General features: G+C 64.0%; 18 protein-coding genes. 9 read left to right on the top strand and 9 right to left on the bottom strand.

Annotated elements, in window-relative coordinates; all coding sequences use genetic code 11:
- The first annotated feature begins 108 nt into the window (after positions 1-108).
- Positions 109-714 carry a malonic semialdehyde reductase gene (locus ABD742_RS22060; protein WP_234753032.1) on the top strand — a complete coding sequence of 202 codons (606 nt, stop codon included), beginning with the start codon at positions 109-111 and terminating at the stop codon, positions 712-714.
- 68 nt (positions 715-782) lie between these two features.
- On the opposite strand, the gene ABD742_RS22055 is transcribed toward ABD742_RS22060, so the two are convergent.
- Together ABD742_RS22055 and ABD742_RS22050 are read right to left on the bottom strand one after the other, a co-directional pair.
- Complete coding sequence (locus ABD742_RS22055) at positions 783-1,772, bottom strand: DDE-type integrase/transposase/recombinase (RefSeq protein ID WP_344789068.1); 990 nt, start codon at positions 1,770-1,772, stop codon at positions 783-785.
- A gap of 32 nt (positions 1,773-1,804) precedes the next feature.
- Positions 1,805-2,209 (bottom strand): coiled-coil domain-containing protein, encoded by a 405-nt coding sequence (locus ABD742_RS22050; RefSeq protein ID WP_344788531.1) that lies wholly within the window; start codon positions 2,207-2,209, stop codon positions 1,805-1,807.
- A gap of 246 nt (positions 2,210-2,455) precedes the next feature.
- Here ABD742_RS22050 and ABD742_RS22045 point away from each other — a divergent pair, with 246 nt between their 5' ends.
- Positions 2,456-2,959 (top strand): 2'-5' RNA ligase family protein, encoded by a 504-nt coding sequence (locus ABD742_RS22045; RefSeq protein WP_234754876.1) that lies wholly within the window; start codon positions 2,456-2,458, stop codon positions 2,957-2,959.
- A 6-nt stretch (positions 2,960-2,965) separates the two neighbouring features.
- On the opposite strand, the gene pgm is transcribed toward ABD742_RS22045, so the two are convergent.
- A complete protein-coding gene (gene pgm, locus ABD742_RS22040) occupies positions 2,966-4,642 on the bottom strand; it encodes a phosphoglucomutase (alpha-D-glucose-1,6-bisphosphate-dependent) (RefSeq protein WP_234754877.1) in 1,677 nt (558 codons plus the stop codon).
- Between the two features lie 207 nt (positions 4,643-4,849).
- Between pgm and ABD742_RS22035 the strand changes: the two genes are divergently transcribed.
- The gene (locus ABD742_RS22035) at positions 4,850-5,458 is read left to right on the top strand and encodes a DUF4190 domain-containing protein (RefSeq protein WP_234754878.1); all 609 of its coding nucleotides are present in this window, start codon (positions 4,850-4,852) and stop codon (positions 5,456-5,458) included.
- An 81-nt stretch (positions 5,459-5,539) separates the two neighbouring features.
- On the opposite strand, the gene ABD742_RS22030 is transcribed toward ABD742_RS22035, so the two are convergent.
- From ABD742_RS22030 to ABD742_RS22020, 3 genes are read right to left on the bottom strand one after another with little or no spacing between them, the layout of a single operon-like run.
- Positions 5,540-7,009 (bottom strand): peptide MFS transporter, encoded by a 1,470-nt coding sequence (locus tag ABD742_RS22030; RefSeq protein WP_234754879.1) that lies wholly within the window; start codon positions 7,007-7,009, stop codon positions 5,540-5,542.
- A 58-nt stretch (positions 7,010-7,067) separates the two neighbouring features.
- Positions 7,068-8,525, bottom strand: coding sequence for an amidase (locus ABD742_RS22025; protein WP_234754880.1), 1,458 nt, complete (start codon positions 8,523-8,525; stop codon positions 7,068-7,070).
- A complete protein-coding gene (locus ABD742_RS22020; RefSeq protein ID WP_234754881.1) occupies positions 8,518-9,267 on the bottom strand; it encodes a Type 1 glutamine amidotransferase-like domain-containing protein in 750 nt (249 codons plus the stop codon). Before ABD742_RS22020 ends, ABD742_RS22025 begins: the two co-directional genes overlap by 8 nt.
- Before the next feature lie 204 nt (positions 9,268-9,471).
- Between ABD742_RS22020 and ABD742_RS22015 the strand changes: the two genes are divergently transcribed.
- From ABD742_RS22015 to ABD742_RS22005, 3 genes are all read left to right on the top strand, one after another.
- Positions 9,472-9,798: a rhodanese-like domain-containing protein gene (locus tag ABD742_RS22015; RefSeq protein ID WP_234754882.1), complete on the top strand. Its 327-nt coding sequence runs from the start codon at positions 9,472-9,474 to the stop codon at positions 9,796-9,798.
- Between the two features lie 30 nt (positions 9,799-9,828).
- The gene (pheA, locus tag ABD742_RS22010) at positions 9,829-10,776 is read left to right on the top strand and encodes a prephenate dehydratase (RefSeq protein WP_234754883.1); all 948 of its coding nucleotides are present in this window, start codon (positions 9,829-9,831) and stop codon (positions 10,774-10,776) included.
- A gap of 129 nt (positions 10,777-10,905) precedes the next feature.
- Positions 10,906-11,154 (top strand): hypothetical protein, encoded by a 249-nt coding sequence (locus ABD742_RS22005; RefSeq protein ID WP_234754884.1) that lies wholly within the window; start codon positions 10,906-10,908, stop codon positions 11,152-11,154.
- A gap of 27 nt (positions 11,155-11,181) precedes the next feature.
- Here ABD742_RS22005 and ABD742_RS22000 read toward each other — a convergent pair whose 3' ends face one another.
- Positions 11,182-12,228, bottom strand: a complete 1,047-nt coding sequence (locus tag ABD742_RS22000) for a diacylglycerol kinase family protein (RefSeq protein ID WP_234754885.1) — start codon at positions 12,226-12,228, stop codon at positions 11,182-11,184.
- A gap of 111 nt (positions 12,229-12,339) precedes the next feature.
- On the opposite strand from ABD742_RS22000, the gene serS reads away from it, so the two are divergent.
- The 3 genes from serS (at position 12,340) to ABD742_RS21985 (ending at position 15,841) form a co-directional block, all read left to right on the top strand.
- Positions 12,340-13,620: a serine--tRNA ligase gene (gene serS, locus ABD742_RS21995; RefSeq protein WP_234754886.1), complete on the top strand. Its 1,281-nt coding sequence runs from the start codon at positions 12,340-12,342 to the stop codon at positions 13,618-13,620.
- A gap of 86 nt (positions 13,621-13,706) precedes the next feature.
- Positions 13,707-14,741 (top strand): hypothetical protein, encoded by a 1,035-nt coding sequence (locus ABD742_RS21990; protein WP_234754887.1) that lies wholly within the window; start codon positions 13,707-13,709, stop codon positions 14,739-14,741.
- Between the two features lie 254 nt (positions 14,742-14,995).
- A complete protein-coding gene (locus ABD742_RS21985) occupies positions 14,996-15,841 on the top strand; it encodes an HAD family hydrolase (protein ID WP_234754888.1) in 846 nt (281 codons plus the stop codon).
- A 39-nt stretch (positions 15,842-15,880) separates the two neighbouring features.
- Here the strand turns inward: ABD742_RS21985 and ABD742_RS21980 are convergent, their stop codons facing one another.
- Positions 15,881-16,963: an FUSC family protein gene (locus ABD742_RS21980; protein WP_234754889.1), complete on the bottom strand. Its 1,083-nt coding sequence runs from the start codon at positions 16,961-16,963 to the stop codon at positions 15,881-15,883.
- A gap of 66 nt (positions 16,964-17,029) precedes the next feature.
- Positions 17,030-17,629, bottom strand: coding sequence for a hypothetical protein (locus ABD742_RS21975; RefSeq protein WP_234754890.1), 600 nt, complete (start codon positions 17,627-17,629; stop codon positions 17,030-17,032).
- Positions 17,630-17,662: the final 33 nt, after the last annotated feature.

Here is a 17,662-nt window from a genome sequence, read left to right as displayed (position 1 = left end):
AACGTCACGTGGCTTCACGGGAAGAGGCGCGGCGAAGTTGAAGTTGCAACCATGGAAAGCATAAGCGCCCGGCCGTCCACGGCTGCGGGCACAGCGAAAGGTACGCGAATGACGATCGCCCACGAAGAAGCAGTGATTGACGCCGCAGCAGTCGACGCCATCTTTGCCGAAGCCCGCACTGCCAACTCCTTTGCCGGTGAGGTCTCCGAGGAGCAGGCACGGGCCATTTACGAACTGACCAAGTTCGGACCGACGGCGTTCAACTCCCAGCCGCTGCGCGTCACTTACGTCCGTTCGGACGAGGCCCGCGCCAAGCTCGTCGAGACCCTCTCTCCGGGCAACAAGGCCAAGACCGCTTCTGCTCCGCTCGTTGCCGTGCTCTCCTACGACACCGCTTGGCACGAGCAGTGGGACAAGTTCCTCCCGGTCTACTCCGCCCCGAAGGCCATGTACGACGCCAACCCCGAGTTCACCGCAACCACGGGCAACAACAACGCCCACCTGCAGGCCGGCTACTTCATCATCGCCGTCCGCTCGCTCGGCTTCGCTGCCGGCCCCATGACCGGTGCCGACTTCGCTGCGATCGACACCGAGTTCTTCCCGGCCGGGGACCAGAAGAGCTTCCTCGTGGTCAACATCGGCCAGCCGGGTCCGGACGCCTTCGGCGAAGCCAAGCCGAAGTTCGCCTACGAGGACGTCGTCCGCACCGTCTAACCCTCGCTCACTTTTGACGTCCTTTTCGCCAACGCCCGAGAATTGTCAAGCTGTGTGGAGTCACTGGGCTATTTTGTGGGGTGTTTGGTCTGGGGGAGGTTGATCCCGACGTATGTGGCGGGGGCCGGTGTGGTGGGTCGTTGGCGGAACCTTCCTGGGTGTCGTTCGTAGTAGTCCTGGTGGACTTTGTCGCGTTTGTCCCAGAGCTCTTTCCACGAGCCGTCGTGGACTTGTGATGGTGAGAACAGCGCGATACCGGAGTGTTTGTGATCGGTGCTGTACCAGTGCACATAGCCGGTGAGGTATTCCCTGGCGGTATCGAGATCGTCAAAGATCCGGGGGTAGCGGGGCCGGTATTTCATCGTGCGAAAGCCTGACTCCGAGAAGGGATTGTCGTTGGAGACGTAGGGGCGGTTATGGCTGAGTTCCACGCCGTGGACGGTGAGGGTGTCACGGAGCAGGTTTGATCTCATGGCCGGGCCTGAATCGGCATGCACGATGAGCGGGGCGCCGTGCCGGGCGATGGCTGTCGTGAACATCTCCGCGGCGAGGTGGTCGGACTCGCGTTCCTCCGCCCGCCAGCCGACGATCTCCCGGGAGAAGATGTCCATGATGGAGTACACCTTGAAAACCTTCCCCTGCCACTTTGAATAGATGTCCGTGATGTCCCAGGACCAGACCTGGCAGGGTCCGGTGGCCTTGACCACCGGCATCTCAGAGGAGCCGCGCTTGACCCCACGCTTGCGCGGGATGATGGGGCGGGCCTGCTGATCCTCGTGCCCTGCCGCGATCCGCCACCACGTGCGGTTGGAGGCGAGCAGCACGCCGTTGTCCCAAGCGGTGGCGAAGGCATGGTCGACGGAGTTGCCCTTCTCCCAGCCGGCCAGGATGAGCCCCAGGATCCGGTCGTGATGCGCGGTGCTGATCCGGCATTCGTAGGCCCGGTCGGCCTGGTGGATCGGGTCCTGCACCGCCGGACGGGGATTGGACCGGTAATGCCAGGTCCCGCGCGACACGCCCGCCAGCTCGAGCGCTGTCCGCTGGGAGCCGATGATCACACGCAACTCCAGGACCAGGCTGTTCTCGGCCGCTACGAACCGTTCTGAGCGCTCGTCGGGGTTGTATCGGGCTCTGGCACGCTCAAGTCGTGCAAGAGCCCGATAGCTTTTCCCAGCGCGGAATTCGTATCCTCCAGCTCCCGCACCCGCTTCTGGAGTCTTTCGACTTCGGCACGGTGGGCAGCCATTTCCTTCGCGCGTGCTTTTTCAAACGCGGAGAGCTCACGATTTGTAGGGACCATGCCTCCATGCTCCCGCGGAATCAGGCCACGGTCGATATCGCCCTGGACCATCATCTTGCGCCACCGGCGGAACGTCCACTCGGAAACAGACGTCGAGGCAAGCCACACCTTCCTCGACCCGTGCGGCTGCAAATAGTACTCATGCATGAACTCACGGATCTCTTCACGCGTGAAACCCTTGTTATCAACGGCCATCGCCGGCTCCTTCAATCAACAGGTCATGAATGACTCACAACCAGCTTGACGATGAGGGGCCCGCTCACTCTTGTGAGCGGGCGTTCGCGCTTATGGCGGTATATCTGAGCGAGCGTCGGTCCGTGAGGCCGTATATCTGAGCGAGCGTTTTCCTCGACCGACCCTCGCTCACTTTTAGGGCCTTTTCCGACAACGCTCGCTCACGTCTGGTGAGTGGGAGTGGCGCTGCGGTGGCAAAATTTCCTTATGCGGAACCTGATTCTGGTGGCGTTCGTCGAAGCCGTGGCTGACGGGCTGGTCTTCCCGCGTAGTGACTGGCCGCTGCACATCACATTGTTGAGGTTCGACGTCGATCCCTCCGATGATGATGACGACGTCGCCGCGCGCCTCGGCGAGCTCGTCACGGCGCCCGCGATGGGCGCCTTAGGGGCGGATCTCACGGTAGGGCCCGACGCCGGATTCGGTCACCAAGGGTCCATCCCGGTCAGCCTCGTGGAACACCATCCCGTTTTGCAGGGCCTGCACGAGGAGTTGTTCGACGCTGTGGCAAGCGTCGGAGGGCGCGTGGCAACCCCGCGCTACGTCATGGAGCACTACCGCCCGCATATTTCGCATCACGACGGCAAGCGCCCCAAGCCGGGTGACGCCGTCGTGCTCGACCAGATCGCGCTGGTGGACATGGCGCCGGAAGGCAACCACACCATTCGCCGAATCCTCAAGCTGTGGCGCCTCCCGGCGGAGCCAAACTAGCGAGGGCTAGGAGATCACGCCGTCCACGAGCGCCTTGGCCTCTTCCTGGACCTGCTTGAGGTGCTCGGCACCCTTGAAGGACTCGGCGTAGATCTTGTAGACGTCCTCGGTTCCCGACGGGCGGGCCGCGAACCAGGCGTTCTCCGTGACAACCTTGAGGCCGCCGATTGGGGCACCATTGCCCGGAGCCTCGGTCAGCTTGGCGGTGATTTCCTCGCCCGCAAGCGTGGTGGCCGTGACATCCGCGGCGGAGAGCTTGCCGAGCTTGGCCTTCTGCTCACGCGTGGCAGCGGCGTCGATCCGGGCATAGACGGGCGCGCCGAACTGGTCCGTGAGGCCCTTGTACAGCTGGGACGGCGACTTGCCGGTGACCGCCGTGATCTCCGATGCCAGGAGAGCCAGCAGGATGCCGTCCTTGTCGGTGGTCCAGACGCTTCCGTCGCGCTTGTTGAACGAGGCGCCCGCGGATTCTTCGCCACCGAAGGCGCCCTCGCCGGAGAGCAGGCCGGGGACGAACCACTTGAAGCCCACGGGAACTTCCACGAGCTTGCGGCCCAGTCCAGCGGCTACGCGGTCAATGATGGACGATGAGACGAGGGTCTTGCCGACCACGGACTCCGGGTTCCAGCCTGTGCGGTTGCGGTAAAGGTAGTCGATCGCGACGGCGAGGTAGTGGTTCGGGTTCATCAAGCCGCCCTGCCCATCAACAAAGGGCGTCACGATGCCGTGGCGGTCGGCGTCGGCGTCGTTTCCGGTAGCGACGTCGAAGGCACCGGTGCCGGCCGAAGCGCTGTCGGACATGCGCTTGATGAGTGAGGCCATGGCCGACGGCGAGGAGCAGTCCATGCGGATCTTCTCATCCCAGTCGAGGGTCATGAAAGCCCACTGCGGGTCCACGGTGGGGTTGACCACGGTCAGGTCGAGCTGGTGACGCTCGCCGATTTCACCCCAGTAGTCCACGGAGGCGCCGCCCATGGGGTCCGCGCCGATGCGGACGCCCGCCGTGCGGATCGCATCGAGGTCCAGGACGGATGGGAGGTCGTCCACGTAGCTGCTCAGGAAATCGAACTTGCCCGTGCCATCCGCTTTGAGAGCGTCGTTCAAAGGAATCCGCTTGACGCCGCGCAGGCCGTTTTCCAGGAGCTCGTTGGCGCGGTTGGCGATCCAGCCGGTGGCGTCCGTGTCAGCAGGGCCGCCGTGCGGGGGGTTGTACTTGAAACCGCCGTCGGCCGGAGGGTTGTGGCTCGGGGTGACCACGATGCCGTCCGCCTGGGGCTGGCCGGGGCCGGCTTCGTTGTTGTACTTGAGGATCGCGTGGCTCAGGGCCGGGGTGGGTGTGTAGCCGTGCCGCGCGTCGATCAGTACGTTGACGCCGTTGGCGGCGAGGACTTCAAGTGCGGAATTCTGCGCTGGTTCGCTGAGTCCGTGGGTGTCCTTGGCCAGGAAGAGAGGGCCGGTAATGCCCTGCCCGGTGCGGTATTCCACGATCGCCTGGGTGATGGCGAGGATATGCCCTTCATTGAATGAGGCCCTGAGGCTCGACCCCCGGTGCCCGGAGGTGCCGAAGGCAACGCGCTGCGCGGGATCACTCAGATCCGGCGTCACGTCGTAGTACGCGTCAAGAAGAGCGGTGATGTCTACAAGGTCCTGGGGAAGGGCAACAGTGCCCGCACGGCTAGCCATTGACCCAGCATGCCAGACCGTCCGGTGCGCATGAAGAGAAAACCCACTATTGCGGTACCTGTGACTTCGTATTTCCGCTTGACCGACGAAGATTCACTGCCCGTTTACCGGAGTGCGGCATGGGCTTGGGGAGCTGGGGCACCGGAGCTTATGTGCGCCTTCGCTCGGCGGTAGGCTGGGCACAAAGACTCGCAAGGGGGATTTACCATGACCGACCAGCCAGCCAAACCCGAGAGCGCTCCCGAGGGCGACGAACCGCCGTCGTACATTCCGCCCGCACCCCAACCCGGCGAAATCCCGTACGGCGAGCAGCCGTTTGCCTCGCCGGCGGCTTCTGGACCCTACGGCCAGCCCCAGCCCCAGCCGCAAGCGCAGCAGCCGCAGGAACCGTACGGCCAGCCCCAGGGCGGTCCGGCTCAATTTGGCCAGCCCGCCTACGGACAGCAGCCGGCCAGCCCCTACGGACAGCCCGCTTCGCCGTATGGGCAACCTCCCCAAGGGCCGCCCGCGTACGGGCAGCCGGCCAGCCCTTACGGGCAGCCGGCTTACTATGGCATGCCCGTCGAGCCCAAGGGCCTGAGTATTGCGAGCATGTGCTGCGGGATCGCGGTATTCGTGGGCCTTGGCATCTTCGTCCTGCCCCAGATTGCCGCCGTGATCCTCGGCCACATGGCCCTCAAGAAGGAACCGGCCGGCAAAGGCATGGCCATTGCGGGCCTAGTCATGGGGTACCTCGGCATTGTTGGCGTGATCATATTCTGGGTCTTTATCGCGATTTTTGCTGCGACCGCTTCGCGTTACAACTACAACTACTAGCAAAAACGACGGCGGCCGGTGCGTCTGGCGGTAACCCGCCCAACGCACCGGCCGCCGTCGCGGTTTAAGTCGGCTACGTGACTAACGCACGCCGCCCATCAATTTCTTGATGGCGGGCGAGCCGGCTGCCAAGGCCACGGCGATGACCACGGCCGTGCCGCCGACGCCCAGGAAGTACGGCAGTTCGTTGTCGGGGTTGTACAGTCCGGCCAGGATGCCGGCCAGCGCGGTGCCGAGAGACACCGAGAGGAAGAACAGGGCCACCATCTGGGTGTGGAAGGCCTTGGGGGCCAGCTTGGTGCTCACGGACAAGCCGATGGGGGACAGGAACAACTCGGCCAAGGTGAAGAGGAAGAGGATTCCCACAAGCACCAGCAGCGGGGTCTTTCCGGCCCCGGTCAGGGGGATGAAGGCCAGGAACGCCAGGCCCATGACGAAGAGTCCGGCGGCGAACTTGATGGCGGATCCTGGCTGCTTCGGACCAAGTTTTGTCCACAGGGCAGCCATGACGCCTGCGAAGACGATGATGAATACGGGGTTGATGGACTGTACCCAGGCTGCCGGCATTTCCCAGCCGAAGAGGTTGCGGTCCAGTTTTTCCTCCGAGTACACGGCAATGAAGGTGAACTGCTGCTGGAAGAGTGCCCAGAACGCTGCCGACGCGATGTACAGGGGAATGAACGCGACAACACGCTTGCGCTCAAACGGCTTGACCTTCTTGCTCCTGAAGATCAGCGTGAAATAGATCAGCGAGGCGACAATGGCTGCGTAAGCCATGCTGCGGGCCAGGTTGCCGGGGTTCACCACACCGGTCACGAGCAGCACGGCGATCACGACGGCGATGCCGAGGAAGATGAGCCCGTAACGGCTCCGCTGTGCGGAGGGAAGGGGGTTCGGGACGCGGCGGGCTTCTTCCGGGAGTTTGTTTCGGCCCAGTGCATAGATGACGAGGCCGATCGCCATGCCGATTGCGGCTGCGCCGAAGCCCCAGTGGAAGCCGTTGCTTTCCTGCAGCCAGCCGGTGACGAGCGGTCCGATGAGGGCGCCGAGGTTGATGCCCATGTAGAAGATGGAGAAGCCGGCGTCACGCCGTTCGTCCTTCTCCCCATAAAGCGTGCCGACCAGTGCTGTTGCGTTGGCTTTGAGGCCGCCGGATCCGATGCCCACGAGCACCAGGCCTGCCACCAGGCCCGGGATCCCGGGCAGGAGGGCAAGCGCGATGTGGCCGGCCATTATCATGATGGCGGAACCGAAAAGTACCCGTTCGGAGCCGAAAAGCCGGTCCGCCAACCATGCGCCCAGGATCGTGGAGAGGTATACACCTCCGCCGTACGCGCCAACCAGTCCGGCGGCGAGCGATTTGTCGATCGAGAGTCCGCCGTGGTCCGCGGTGAAGTACATGTAGTAAAGCAGGATGCCCTGCATGCCGTAGAACGAGAATCGTTCCCACATTTCTACGGAGAAGAGGCTGGCCAGCATCTTTGGGTGGCCGAAAAATGACGTATCGCCCGCGTTTTTGGCGGGCTTCCGCGTGTCTAGAGTTGTGCTCATCTAATCCATGGTGACATTGACTGGGCGCATTGTCATATCATTTAGGTGCCTAGGGCAACTATTCGCCGGGGTGGAGCGCTGGTTTTTGCTGCCGCTCAAGCTGCCTCGCGAGCCGCAGGAGCAGGAGCTCGGATCCCTGTTTTCCGATGAGCTGGATTCCCATCGGAAACCCCGTTCCAGGGGTTGGGCCGGTCCAATGAACGGGCACGGTGATCGCCGGCAGTCCGCACACGTTCACCATGGAGGACCAGGGCGCAAACTCGCATTGCTTGCGGTAGTCGTCGTCTGCGTCGCCGGGCCAATCGGGGGCCGGCCATTGCTCGCCTCCGGGCATTGTCCCGGTGAACCAGCCCACGGGCCGTGGCGTCTGTGCCAGCGACGGCGTCAGGATGAGGTCCCACTGGGCGTACTGGGCGACGGTGTCGTGGGTGAACTGCCGCAGGAAGCCGAGCGCTTCGTTGACCTTACCCGCGCTCCGCTGTTGCGCCCGACGCCGGAAGGTCCGGGTCAGCGGGGTAAGCAGGGCTTCGCGCTGGGGCAGGATCCGGGCGCTCCCGACGCCGGCGGTCCAGGCGGTCGTGAACGCTTCCGGATAGCGATTGTCGTAGCGGATCTCGGCGTCGAGCACTGAATGGCCCGCTTCCGTCAGCAGTTCGATGCCCTTGGCGAGGGCACCCAGGGCTTCTTGCTCCGGGGCGAAGGGGAAGGTTGCGGACCACGGGCTGTCCAGGCTCGCGCCGATGCGCAAGGCCGCGGGCGCTTCCTCAAGGCCCGCGAGGTAGCCCCCTTCCGGCCGGATTCCGTGCGGGACGAGGGCATCCATCATGAGCGCGGCGTCGGCGGCGGAGCGCGCCAAGGGACCGGCCACCACGAGTCGTGCCGCGTCCCCGACGCTTTCCCCGGCCGGCACCAAGCCCCGGCCCGGCTTCAGCCCCAGCAGCCCACATGCCGCAGCGGGAATACGTATCGACCCGCCGCCGTCGCTCCCGGGCGCGAAGGGAACCAAGCCCGCGGCAACTGCAGCAGCGCTGCCTCCCGAAGACCCGCCGGAGCTGCGGCTTAATGCGTGTGGGTTGCGCGACGGCGGTGCGATGCGGTTTTCGCTATAAGCCGTGAGTCCGAACTCCGGAACCTGAGTCTTGCCCAGTGAGATGGCACCGGCGCCTTTAAGTGTCGCGGCAAGGGCTCCGTCCTCCGGAGCAGGCTTACGGTCCAGGGCACCACTGCCGTGAGTGGTCACGACTCCCGCAACATCGCTGAGGTCTTTGAAAGCCAGCGGCACACCGTGCAGGAGGGGAAGCTCGGGACCTCCGTTGCGCCGGCGAACGTACGCTGCGTCAGCGGCTCGGGCATCGAGCATGGCTTGGTCTGGCGTCACCGTGACGAAGGCGCCCAGCGTATGGTTCAGCTGGCCGATCCTCGCAAGGAAGTGTTCCGCCACCTCAGCTGCAGAGAGCTGACCGGCGGCCAGGGCTTGGCGCAACTCGACCGCGCCGAGTTCGTGGATATCAGCCAAGGAAGCGGGACTCCAAACGCTCCTCCACGGCAACGGGAACGGCGTCGGCCGAATCGCCGGGTGCCGCGGTGACGCGATAAGCAGCCTTGCCCCTGACTTCGGCAACCACGTCCACAAGTTCCGTGCCCTTGTAAACGAGCCCGACGCCGTCGTCGGTGCAGTGCGTTTCGCCCAGCACACCCTCTGCCACCAACCGGTGAACCAGCGGGCGGCGGCCCGGTTCGGAGTCATAGTGGACACCATTGGCGTAGGGGAGGAAGCCCAGTCCGTTGGTCACTGCGCGCAACTCAGGGCCGTAGGAATCCGTGGTGCCGCCTTCGAACCAACAAATCGAGCCCGCGGACACTCCGGCCAGCACCACACCCTGTTCCCAGACGCGCCTCAGAATTCCGTCCAGTCCATGCGCACGCCATACGGCCAGCATATTGACCACGGAGCCACCGTTGACCCACACCACGTCCTGTTCCAAAAGGTACGCCTCGGGATCGCTGTAATTAGGCATAGTGAAAAGGTTGAGGTGGCTGAAATCGAAGCCCGAAACCCGTGCGGCTTGGTCCAATTCCGCGGCGAACCAACGCTGGTCACCGGAAGCTGTGCCGATATGCGCAACTCGCGGCGCGCGTCCGGCGACTCCGGAGAGTTCGACGGCATGGTGAACCAGGAGGTCGAACTCCATCCTGGTGCGATGACCGGACTTATAGCCGCCGGAGGTTGCCAGGATAGTGGTCTCGCGAGCAGCCATGGTGCCTCCTCCCTGCCTTGAGTGGTCTCGATATCCCACAACGGCGAACATTTAGCGCCAACACTAGTGCCGCGGCGGCGGAGTGAGGAAGTAGCGGTGGCTGGGCCCACGCCGCGAGGGTTCCCTTGCCGTAGCGAAGCGAGGTAAGGGTAGCGGCGGGGACTAGGCTTGATTGGAGATCTGAATCAACTGGAAGGGACCCACGTGAGCGATTTCGAGACCGTGCCTGTCGGCGATGTTCCGGCGGACGCGAAAATCCTGGATGTCCGGGAGGATTACGAATGGGTAGCGGGCCACGCCGAGGGTGCATTGCATATTCCCCTTGACCAGATCCCGGCCCGGCTTGACGAACTTGACCCTGACGATGACCTGTATGTCATCTGCCGTACGGGCGGACGGTCCTACCGGGCGGTTCAGTGGCTGGTGGGGCAGGGCTACACCGCCACCAACATCGCCGGAGGCATGGACATGTGGTTCGAGTCCGGCCGCCCGATGGTTTCGGAGAACGGCCTCAAGCCGGTTGTCCTCTAGTCACGACGCATAATACCTAAGGAATATTCAATGTCGGCGTCCGCGCTCACCTACACCTTCCTCGGTCCGGAAGGCACCTTCACCGAGGCTGCCCTCCTGCAGGTCCCCGGCGCGGCCGATGCCAACAGGGTGCCTTGCACCAATGTGAACACGGCATTGGAAAGGGTTCGCCGAGGCGAGGCGGATGCGGCCATGGTGCCGATCGAGAATTCGGTGGAGGGCGGCGTGACCGCCACCCTGGATGCTATTGCCACCGGAACCGAACTGCGGATCATCCGTGAAGCCCTCGTTCCCATCACGTTCGTGCTGGTTGCCCGGCCTGGAGTTAAGATCTCGGACATCCGCCGGATATCCACCCACGGCCATGCCTGGGCCCAGTGCCGGCTGTGGGTCGACGAAAATATCCCGAATGCGGAATACGTGCCGGGCTCCTCCACGGCGGCTGCCGCCGTCGGCCTTCTCGAAGGCGAGGCGCACTATGACGCCGCCATCTGCGCCCCCCTTGTCGCGGCTGAACGGCCCGGCCTGAATATCCTCGCAGAGAACATCGGCGACAACCCCGGCGCAGTTACCCGCTTCGTCCTCGTCAGCCGTCCCGGTGCACTGACTGAACGCACCGGCGCGGACAAGACCACCGTCGTCGTGCCCCTTCCCGAAGACCGTCCAGGCGCCCTGATGGAAATCCTGGACCAGTTTGCCACCCGCGGAGTCAACCTCAGCCGCATCGAGTCCCGGCCCACCGGCCAGTATCTGGGTCACTACTTCTTCAGTATCGACGCCGACGGCCATGCCTCGGACGCCCGGGTAGCCGATGCTTTGGCGGGCTTGCACCGGATCAGCCCGGCCACCCGCTTCCTGGGGTCCTATGCACGGGCGGACGAGCAGAAAGCCTTGGTTGCTCCGCATACCTCCGACGCCGCGTTCGCATCCGCCCATGCCTGGGTTCGGGGCATTCTGGGTGGGGAACCGGGCGCTTGACCGGCCCGAATCCGCTCCGCAAAGCGTTGGATAATTGACTCTTCAACCCCTATCGCGTGGATAAAACTGTGCGTATGCTTGCTTGATCCACAATTGATGGACGCATGCCCCTAACGGAGGGAGCGGGCCATGTCAGGAAATAGCAATGACACCAGCGGCCAGGGAATGATCGTCAACCCCAAGCCCAAGGCGGACAACCAGGACTGGGACGGCGACGACGCCGACCGGGCCGATCGGCTGCGCTTTGAGGAAGAACAGGCTATGATTCGCGAGCAATCGGAAGCGCGCGCGGCCGCCAAAGCCTTGGCAGAACACAAGTTGGCAGAACGCAAGTTGGCAGAACAAAAAGCAACGGAAGCGGCGAAGAACGCCAAATAGCGCGTTGCGCTATCGCACGCGCACCGCTTATTGCACGCGTACCAAGAGAGAACGCGGCTCCACCTTGACGGTGACTTTTGTGGCTTCGCCCGAGGGATCACCGTCAAGTTGCGTGGCCATCGGTTCGCTGCTGCTGATGACCACCTTGCCCGAACGGTAGTAATTCATGACCGGCAGGTTCCGGTTGTGCTTGAACAAGATTTTGGCGTACACCGCGATCCAGCCGATGGCGCTGCGGGGGCTCATGACCACAACGTCCAGGACGCCGTCGTCGATCATCGCCCCGGGGATGAAGTCGATGCCCCCTGGAATCAGGCCGCAGTTGGCGAACAGGACGCTTCGGATTTTCCGGGATTGCTCGGGCTCGTCGTCCATTGCAATGGAGACCCTTTTGCGCCGACCCGGTAGGTGGCGGACGCCCGCCTCGGTGTAGGCCAGCCAGCCGACTGCCTTCTTGAGGCCGTCATTGGTATCGCCCACAACCTCGGCATCCAGTCCCATGCCCGCGATCACCAGGAAAGCATGCTCGGAAGAGGCGCCTGTCCGCTCGTTGTGGATCGCCATTCGGGCGGTGTCGATGTAGCGCTGGTGACCGAAGAGCGCTGTGTGGACGTTGCCCCGCAGATCGTTGACATCCAGATTCACGTTGCGTGCCAGCAGGTTTCCGGTTCCGAGGGGAATCAAGCCCATCGCGACATCGGTGTGCGCGAGGGTCTCTGCCACGACGCGCACGGTACCGTCGCCGCCGCCGACGAGTACGACGTCGGGCTTATATGCGAGTGCCGCCTTGGTCTGCGAATGGCCGGGGTCCTCCGCGGTGGTGTCGAAGAAACGGGGTTCGTCCCAGCCCGCAAGATGGCAGGCTCCCCGGATGATCCTCCGCGCGTCCTCGGCCTTCGCCTTCACCGGGTTGAGGATCACGGCCACCCTTTGCAAGCCGGCTTCGGGCTTGTGAGCGTCTTCGCGTACAGCGCTGCGGGTATGCCTGGCCCTGAGGCGGCGCACGCCCCACCAACTGGAGACGGCGAAGACCACGCCCCCAGCCAGAATCACGTACAGGATCCAGTCGCTCATGGTGCTTCAACCCTATCCCGCTACAGGTGCGGCCGTGCACGGCGGCAGGGGGTGCCTGCCGCCGTCGGGCGCTGGCCGCGGAGCTGCTCGCTCATTCGATACTCTTGTCTGGTGATCGACGTAAAAGACCTCAGCGAAAACCCGGACAAGTTCCGTGCCAGCCAGCGCGCCCGCGGCGCCGACGAGTCCGTGGTGGACGCGATCATTTCCGCCGACGCAGACCGCCGCGCGGCACTGATCCGCTACGAGAACCTCCGTGCGGAGCAGAACGTCTTCGGCAAGAAGGTGGCACAGGCCAAGGGCGAGGAAAAGCAGGCGCTGTTGGCCGAGGTCAAGGAACTGGCCAACTCGGTCAAGGCCGCCTCTGCCGAAGCCGACGCCGCGCAGGCCAAGCAGGAAGAGCTGCTCCGTGTCATCCCCAACCTGATTGTGGACGGTGTGCCCGAGGGTGGCGAGGACGACTTCGTGGTGGTCAAGACGGTCGGCACCCCACGCGAATTCCCTGATTTCGAGCCACGGGACCACCTGGAAATCGGCGAACTCATCGGCGCGATCGACATGGAACGCGGCGCCAAGGTGTCCGGTGCGCGCTTCTACTTCCTCCGCGGCGTCGGTGCCCGCCTGGAGATGGCACTGCTGCAGATGGCCATGGACCAAGCCATCGAGGCCGGCTTCGTACCGATGATCACCCCCACTTTGGTGCGTCCGGAGATCATGCAGGGCACCGGTTTCGATGTAAAGCACGACGCCGAGATCTACCGTCTCGCCGAAGACGACCTCTACCTCGTGGGAACCTCGGAAGTGGCCCTCGCCGGCTACCACTCGGACGAGATCCTGGACCTTTCCGCCGGCCCCATCCGCTACGCCGGGCAGAGTTCCTGCTACCGCCGCGAAGCCGGTTCGCACGGCAAGGACACCCGCGGCATCATCCGCGTCCACCAGTTCAACAAGGTGGAGATGTTCAGCTACACCACGGTTGAAGAAGCCGCTGCCGAGCACGAGCGACTCCTGGCCTGGGAAGAGGAAATGCTGGCCAAGGTCGAGCTCCCGTACCGCGTGATCGACACCGCGGCGGGCGATCTCGGCATGTCCGCGGCCCGGAAGTTCGACTGCGAAGCCTGGGTCCCCACCCAGAACGCATACCGCGAACTCACCTCTACGTCCAACTGCACCACCTTCCAGGCCCGCCGCCTCAACATCCGTGAGCGGGCGGTCAATGAGGACGGCGTAGCAAAAGGCACCCGCGCCGTCGCGACCCTGAATGGCACGCTGGCCACTACCCGCTGGATCGTGGCCATCCTGGAGCACCACCAGAACCCCGATGGCTCGGTCAACGTCCCCAAGGCACTCCAGAAGTACATCGGCGGCCTTGAGGTCCTGCCCGTTCTGTAGCCCCGGAATGCCGGGGCGCACTCGTCCTCCACAGCCCGGCTTTGTCCACATAGAGCCAAAGCACGGCTGACTCTGCGGAACGATCCATGGATAGTAATTCCATGGACATCCCTCCGCAGCTCATTGTCTCCGCCGAGCGGCTGGCTCTCACCGGCTCCACAGCTGTGATTCACCGGCCGTTCAGGGCAGGCCGCCTCGTCCGGCTGAGGCGCGGGTACTACGTGAAAACCTCCACCTGGGTGGAAGCGACACCTGCCCAGAGGTTCGAGTGGTCCGCAGCGGCGGTCGGTCTGGCATTCGACCAGCCGGTCTTTTGCGGTGAGTCCGCGGCTGTCGTGCTCGGCGTCCCGACACTTCGCCCCCCGGAGTTCGTCGATCTAGCTACTTCCTCGGAGCGAATCACGGGACGGCGGCCAGCAACGTTTGTGGTCCACGGAAACAGCGCGCTTGCCGAAAAGGCCCGGAATGCAGGCAACCATCCCATGCGGTACGTCCTTCGACGCGACGCGCAGGCCGTGGTTTCCGGCCATTTTTCGTGCACGAGTCCGGTGCAGACTGCCATGGATGTCATGTGTACCTCGTCCTTCAGCCGCGCGCTGGTTGTAGCTGACGGAATCGCACGAATGCTGTGGGAACAGGGTTTGCTGGGGCAAGGTGCCTGCTTGATCGAACACCCTGGGATCGCCTTGACACTGGACGGCATTGTGGCTGATGCCACCAAGCACCGGGCAGTCCGCATCGCGAGCTTGGCTAACACGAAGGCCGAATCGGTCGGGGAGTCGTTCAGCAGGGCTGTCATTGAACTGTTGGGCTTTGAGCAACCGCTCCAACAGCACACGATTGTAGACTCCGGCCAGTTCGTTGCCAGAACCGATTTCTGGTGGCCGGAGGAATTGATCGCGGGCGAATTCGATGGCAAGCAAAAGTACGCGGACGAGGACATGCGGGGGGATTGGAGCGCGGAAGAGGTCGTGTATCGGGAGAAGCTACGTGAGGACAGCATCCGTGCCTTGGGGTTCACCGTCGTCAGGTGGAATTGGGCGGATCTGGAGCAGCCAGGCCGTCTTCGGCAGAAGCTCCTCCGCGCCGGACTACGGCCTCGGAGCCGACCCCGGCTCTAGTTTCAGATCCCCTGTCCACAAGCGCCCGAATGGGAAACAGGCCGCGGGATGGGGCTGCGGAATGGAAAACCGGCCGCGGGATGGGGCTGCGGGATGGGAAATGGGCCGCGTGCCAGGTACCGCCCAGGCCTCGCGCCAGAGCCTCAGGTTAACACTCACACTGTGGACAAACCTGGGAGTATTCACCGCGTGTTAATCCGTTGCTGTGTCCTGCGTCCTAGCTGGTGCCGGGTGAGGTCTGCTTCACTGGAGGCATGACTATTTTGACTGGTACCTCAGTCGCTGGCATCGATGACCAGCGGAATTTGAATCACAAACTCATGATCGCGTTGGACGTCGACGGAACCCTCGTGGATCACGATGGCCACATGTCGCCAAGTGTCCGCGACGCCGCAAGGGCAGTCGTCGCCCACGGACATGACGTCCTGATCGCCACCGGCCGCTCGTTGAACGCCACCTTGCCCATCATTGAGCAGATCGGACTGGATCGCGGGTATGCCGTGTGCTGCAACGGCGGCGTCACGTTGCGGCTCGACCCCCAGCTGGACACAGGCTACGAGATCATTCACAAAGCCACTTTCGATCCCGCCCCGGCGCTGATGGCTCTTCGCGAGCAGCTTCCGTCCGCCAAGTACGCGCTCGAGGACGAGGACGGGAACTTCCTCTCCACCGAGCGGTTCCAGGACGCCAGCTTCGGCGTTGAGGCAATCGGCGTCGACTTCCAGACGATGCTCGATGCCACTGCGGTGCGTGTCGTGGTGTTCAGCAGCGAGAACACGGCTGAAGAATTTTCCACGGCCATTCGCAAGATCGGGCTGTCCGGGGTCACCTATTCAGTGGGCTGGACGGCCTGGCTGGATATCGCCGCCGCCGGGGTGACCAAGGCCAGCGCTTTGGAGCAGTTGCGCCAGCGGCTCGGCACCCACCCCCGCCACACGGTGGCAGTGGGGGACGGCCGCAATGACATCGAGATGCTCAGCTGGGCCGGGCGCGGTGTCGCCATGGGCCAGGCGCCTGAGGAAGTCATCGCCGTCGCGGATGAGGTTACCGCTTCGGTGTACGACGACGGTGCGGCCCTCATCCTGCGTCGCTTGGTGTAACAGCCCCCAGCGGGGCCGGCCGCGGACGCTCACCGCAGCTCAGGCGGCGTCGGAGACCACGGTGATGATACGCCGCAGGCTCATCGCGACCGACGCGGTGGCGTTAACGGGCGCGTGGCCGGCGGCGGCTTCGGTGACGGTTTCACTCAGTGCTGCCACCCTCTCCCGGGCTTCTTCCAGCGCATTCTTGATGTCTTCGGAGTCTCCATGCCGCCATTGCCGGATCGCTGTTGCAACCTCCTCCAGGGCATCAGCCAAATTTGGCGGGACACCCTCCGGAATGACCGTTCCCGCGTCCTCTTCCCAGATGACGCTTGCCAGGACGTCCGTGATGTCCTGGACGTGAAAGGTAAGCCGTTCCAGCGCGCGCAAACCGGCCAGGTCGGCGGGCAGGCGCCGAGCCCGACGGTGGGACCTCGGGTTCGCCTTTGCGCTCAACTTCGCCGCCTGGACAGCTGTCCGCACCGCGGTCGCGGTACGTGCGAGCTCGCCGCTGCGGCTTGCCCATTCTTCATGGTTCGGTGGCCAGGATTCCGTCATGGCGCTGGCCATGTCCCTGAGTTGCTTGGACAGTGCCCGTTGGTGTCCGTCGATGGCAGGATCGATGCCTTCGAGATGCAGGGGCGGGAAGACCAGCCAGTTCACGGCGAAACCGACTGCCACTCCCATGCCCATTTGCAGGACGTATGCGAAAGAGAATCCCTGCGCATTCGAATAACCCAGGACCAGCACGAACAACGCCGCCATGGGAACCCACTCGGAGGCGCTTCCAAGCCTTGGCAGGCCGCCGATAACCACGCCCAGGCCGACGACGACGGCCACCGCCATTACGTTCGGGGCCGTGACTGTGGTCACTGCGAAGGCCATGGCAATGCCCAATGCGAGTCCCAGCAGGCTTTGCAGCCCGTGCTTGGCGGAAGCCGCAACGGTGGGGTGCATGCTGACCAAGACGCCCAAGGGCGCGTAGTAGGGATAGGAGGCGGCCGTCCCAGGCATGAACGGCGCGAGGTACCAAGCCAACCCGGCCGCGACGGCCGTCTTTGCGGCAAACAGGAGTCGGTGGCCTGTGACGGCCTGCCTGGGCGCGGGAAGAAGCCGCCCAAGCTTTGGCTTGGAGATCATGGACTCAAGGTAGGCCGGGAGGAATGGTGTGTCGAGGACGATATGGCCGAAGGCGTGCCGACGCAGTCAGTAAACCTCGAGGATCAACTGCAGCAAGCGGGCTGCGGCCGGCCTGGCGGCGTGCTCCTCCACCCATTGGGCGCGGGCCAGGGCCTTACTTACGGCTTGGGTGCTGATCCCCAGTTCCTGGGCCACGGCCTTCTGTTGTCCACGCACGCCCGGCGTCAGCAAGTCCAGGACGCGCCACTCAGCAACGCTCCGATGCTGCACAATGTGCCCTAGGAGCCGCAGTACTGCCTCCGATTCGGCAGCGAGGGCAGCGATCGGCCCCTCGACGGCCACAGGGACCCGCTCTTTGCCATTCCGCAAGCGGTCCACGGCGCGGCGTGCATAGACCAGGCCGTGTCCGGAGGCGTCTTTGATTTGCTTGGGCAGGGGTTCGTTGACGGGTCCGACGCCGATTCCCACATACCACTGTCCGCTCCGCAGGGCGATGAGCGCTGAATCCACGGCCTGATGCGGGAATTCCACGATGCCCTGGACTTCGTCCTCCACCGAGCGGTCAAAGTCCAAGCACGCAGGGATATGGCGCAAGTCTTTGAGCAGCTGCGGTACGAGGTCCCCGTTGCCGCGGCTGTCGCGTTGGTTGATGGTCAGCGTGAACATGGTGGATCAAACATTACCGGCAGGTAGTTGACT

It is taken from the genome of Arthrobacter ramosus, assembly GCF_039535095.1.
In the GTDB taxonomy this organism is placed as follows: domain Bacteria; phylum Actinomycetota; class Actinomycetes; order Actinomycetales; family Micrococcaceae; genus Arthrobacter; species Arthrobacter ramosus.
Note: the sequence above shows the minus strand (reverse complement) of the source record. Positions and strands in the feature narration are given on the sequence as shown.

Coding starts and splice junctions, on each gene's coding strand:
- ABD742_RS22060 (WP_234753032.1), top strand. CDS start 109: ATGACGATCGCCCACGAAGAAGCAGTGATTGACGCCGCAGCAGTCGAC.
- ABD742_RS22050 (WP_344788531.1), bottom strand. CDS start 2,209: ATGGCCGTTGATAACAAGGGTTTCACGCGTGAAGAGATCCGTGAGTTC.
- ABD742_RS22045 (WP_234754876.1), top strand. CDS start 2,456: ATGCGGAACCTGATTCTGGTGGCGTTCGTCGAAGCCGTGGCTGACGGG.
- pgm (WP_234754877.1), bottom strand. CDS start 4,642: ATGGCTAGCCGTGCGGGCACTGTTGCCCTTCCCCAGGACCTTGTAGAC.
- ABD742_RS22035 (WP_234754878.1), top strand. CDS start 4,850: ATGACCGACCAGCCAGCCAAACCCGAGAGCGCTCCCGAGGGCGACGAA.
- ABD742_RS22030 (WP_234754879.1), bottom strand. CDS start 7,009: ATGAGCACAACTCTAGACACGCGGAAGCCCGCCAAAAACGCGGGCGAT.
- ABD742_RS22020 (WP_234754881.1), bottom strand. CDS start 9,267: ATGGCTGCTCGCGAGACCACTATCCTGGCAACCTCCGGCGGCTATAAG.
- pheA (WP_234754883.1), top strand. CDS start 9,829: ATGTCGGCGTCCGCGCTCACCTACACCTTCCTCGGTCCGGAAGGCACC.
- ABD742_RS22005 (WP_234754884.1), top strand. CDS start 10,906: ATGTCAGGAAATAGCAATGACACCAGCGGCCAGGGAATGATCGTCAAC.
- ABD742_RS22000 (WP_234754885.1), bottom strand. CDS start 12,228: ATGAGCGACTGGATCCTGTACGTGATTCTGGCTGGGGGCGTGGTCTTC.
- ABD742_RS21990 (WP_234754887.1), top strand. CDS start 13,707: ATGGATAGTAATTCCATGGACATCCCTCCGCAGCTCATTGTCTCCGCC.
- ABD742_RS21985 (WP_234754888.1), top strand. CDS start 14,996: ATGACTATTTTGACTGGTACCTCAGTCGCTGGCATCGATGACCAGCGG.
- ABD742_RS21980 (WP_234754889.1), bottom strand. CDS start 16,963: ATGATCTCCAAGCCAAAGCTTGGGCGGCTTCTTCCCGCGCCCAGGCAG.
- ABD742_RS21975 (WP_234754890.1), bottom strand. CDS start 17,629: ATGTTCACGCTGACCATCAACCAACGCGACAGCCGCGGCAACGGGGAC.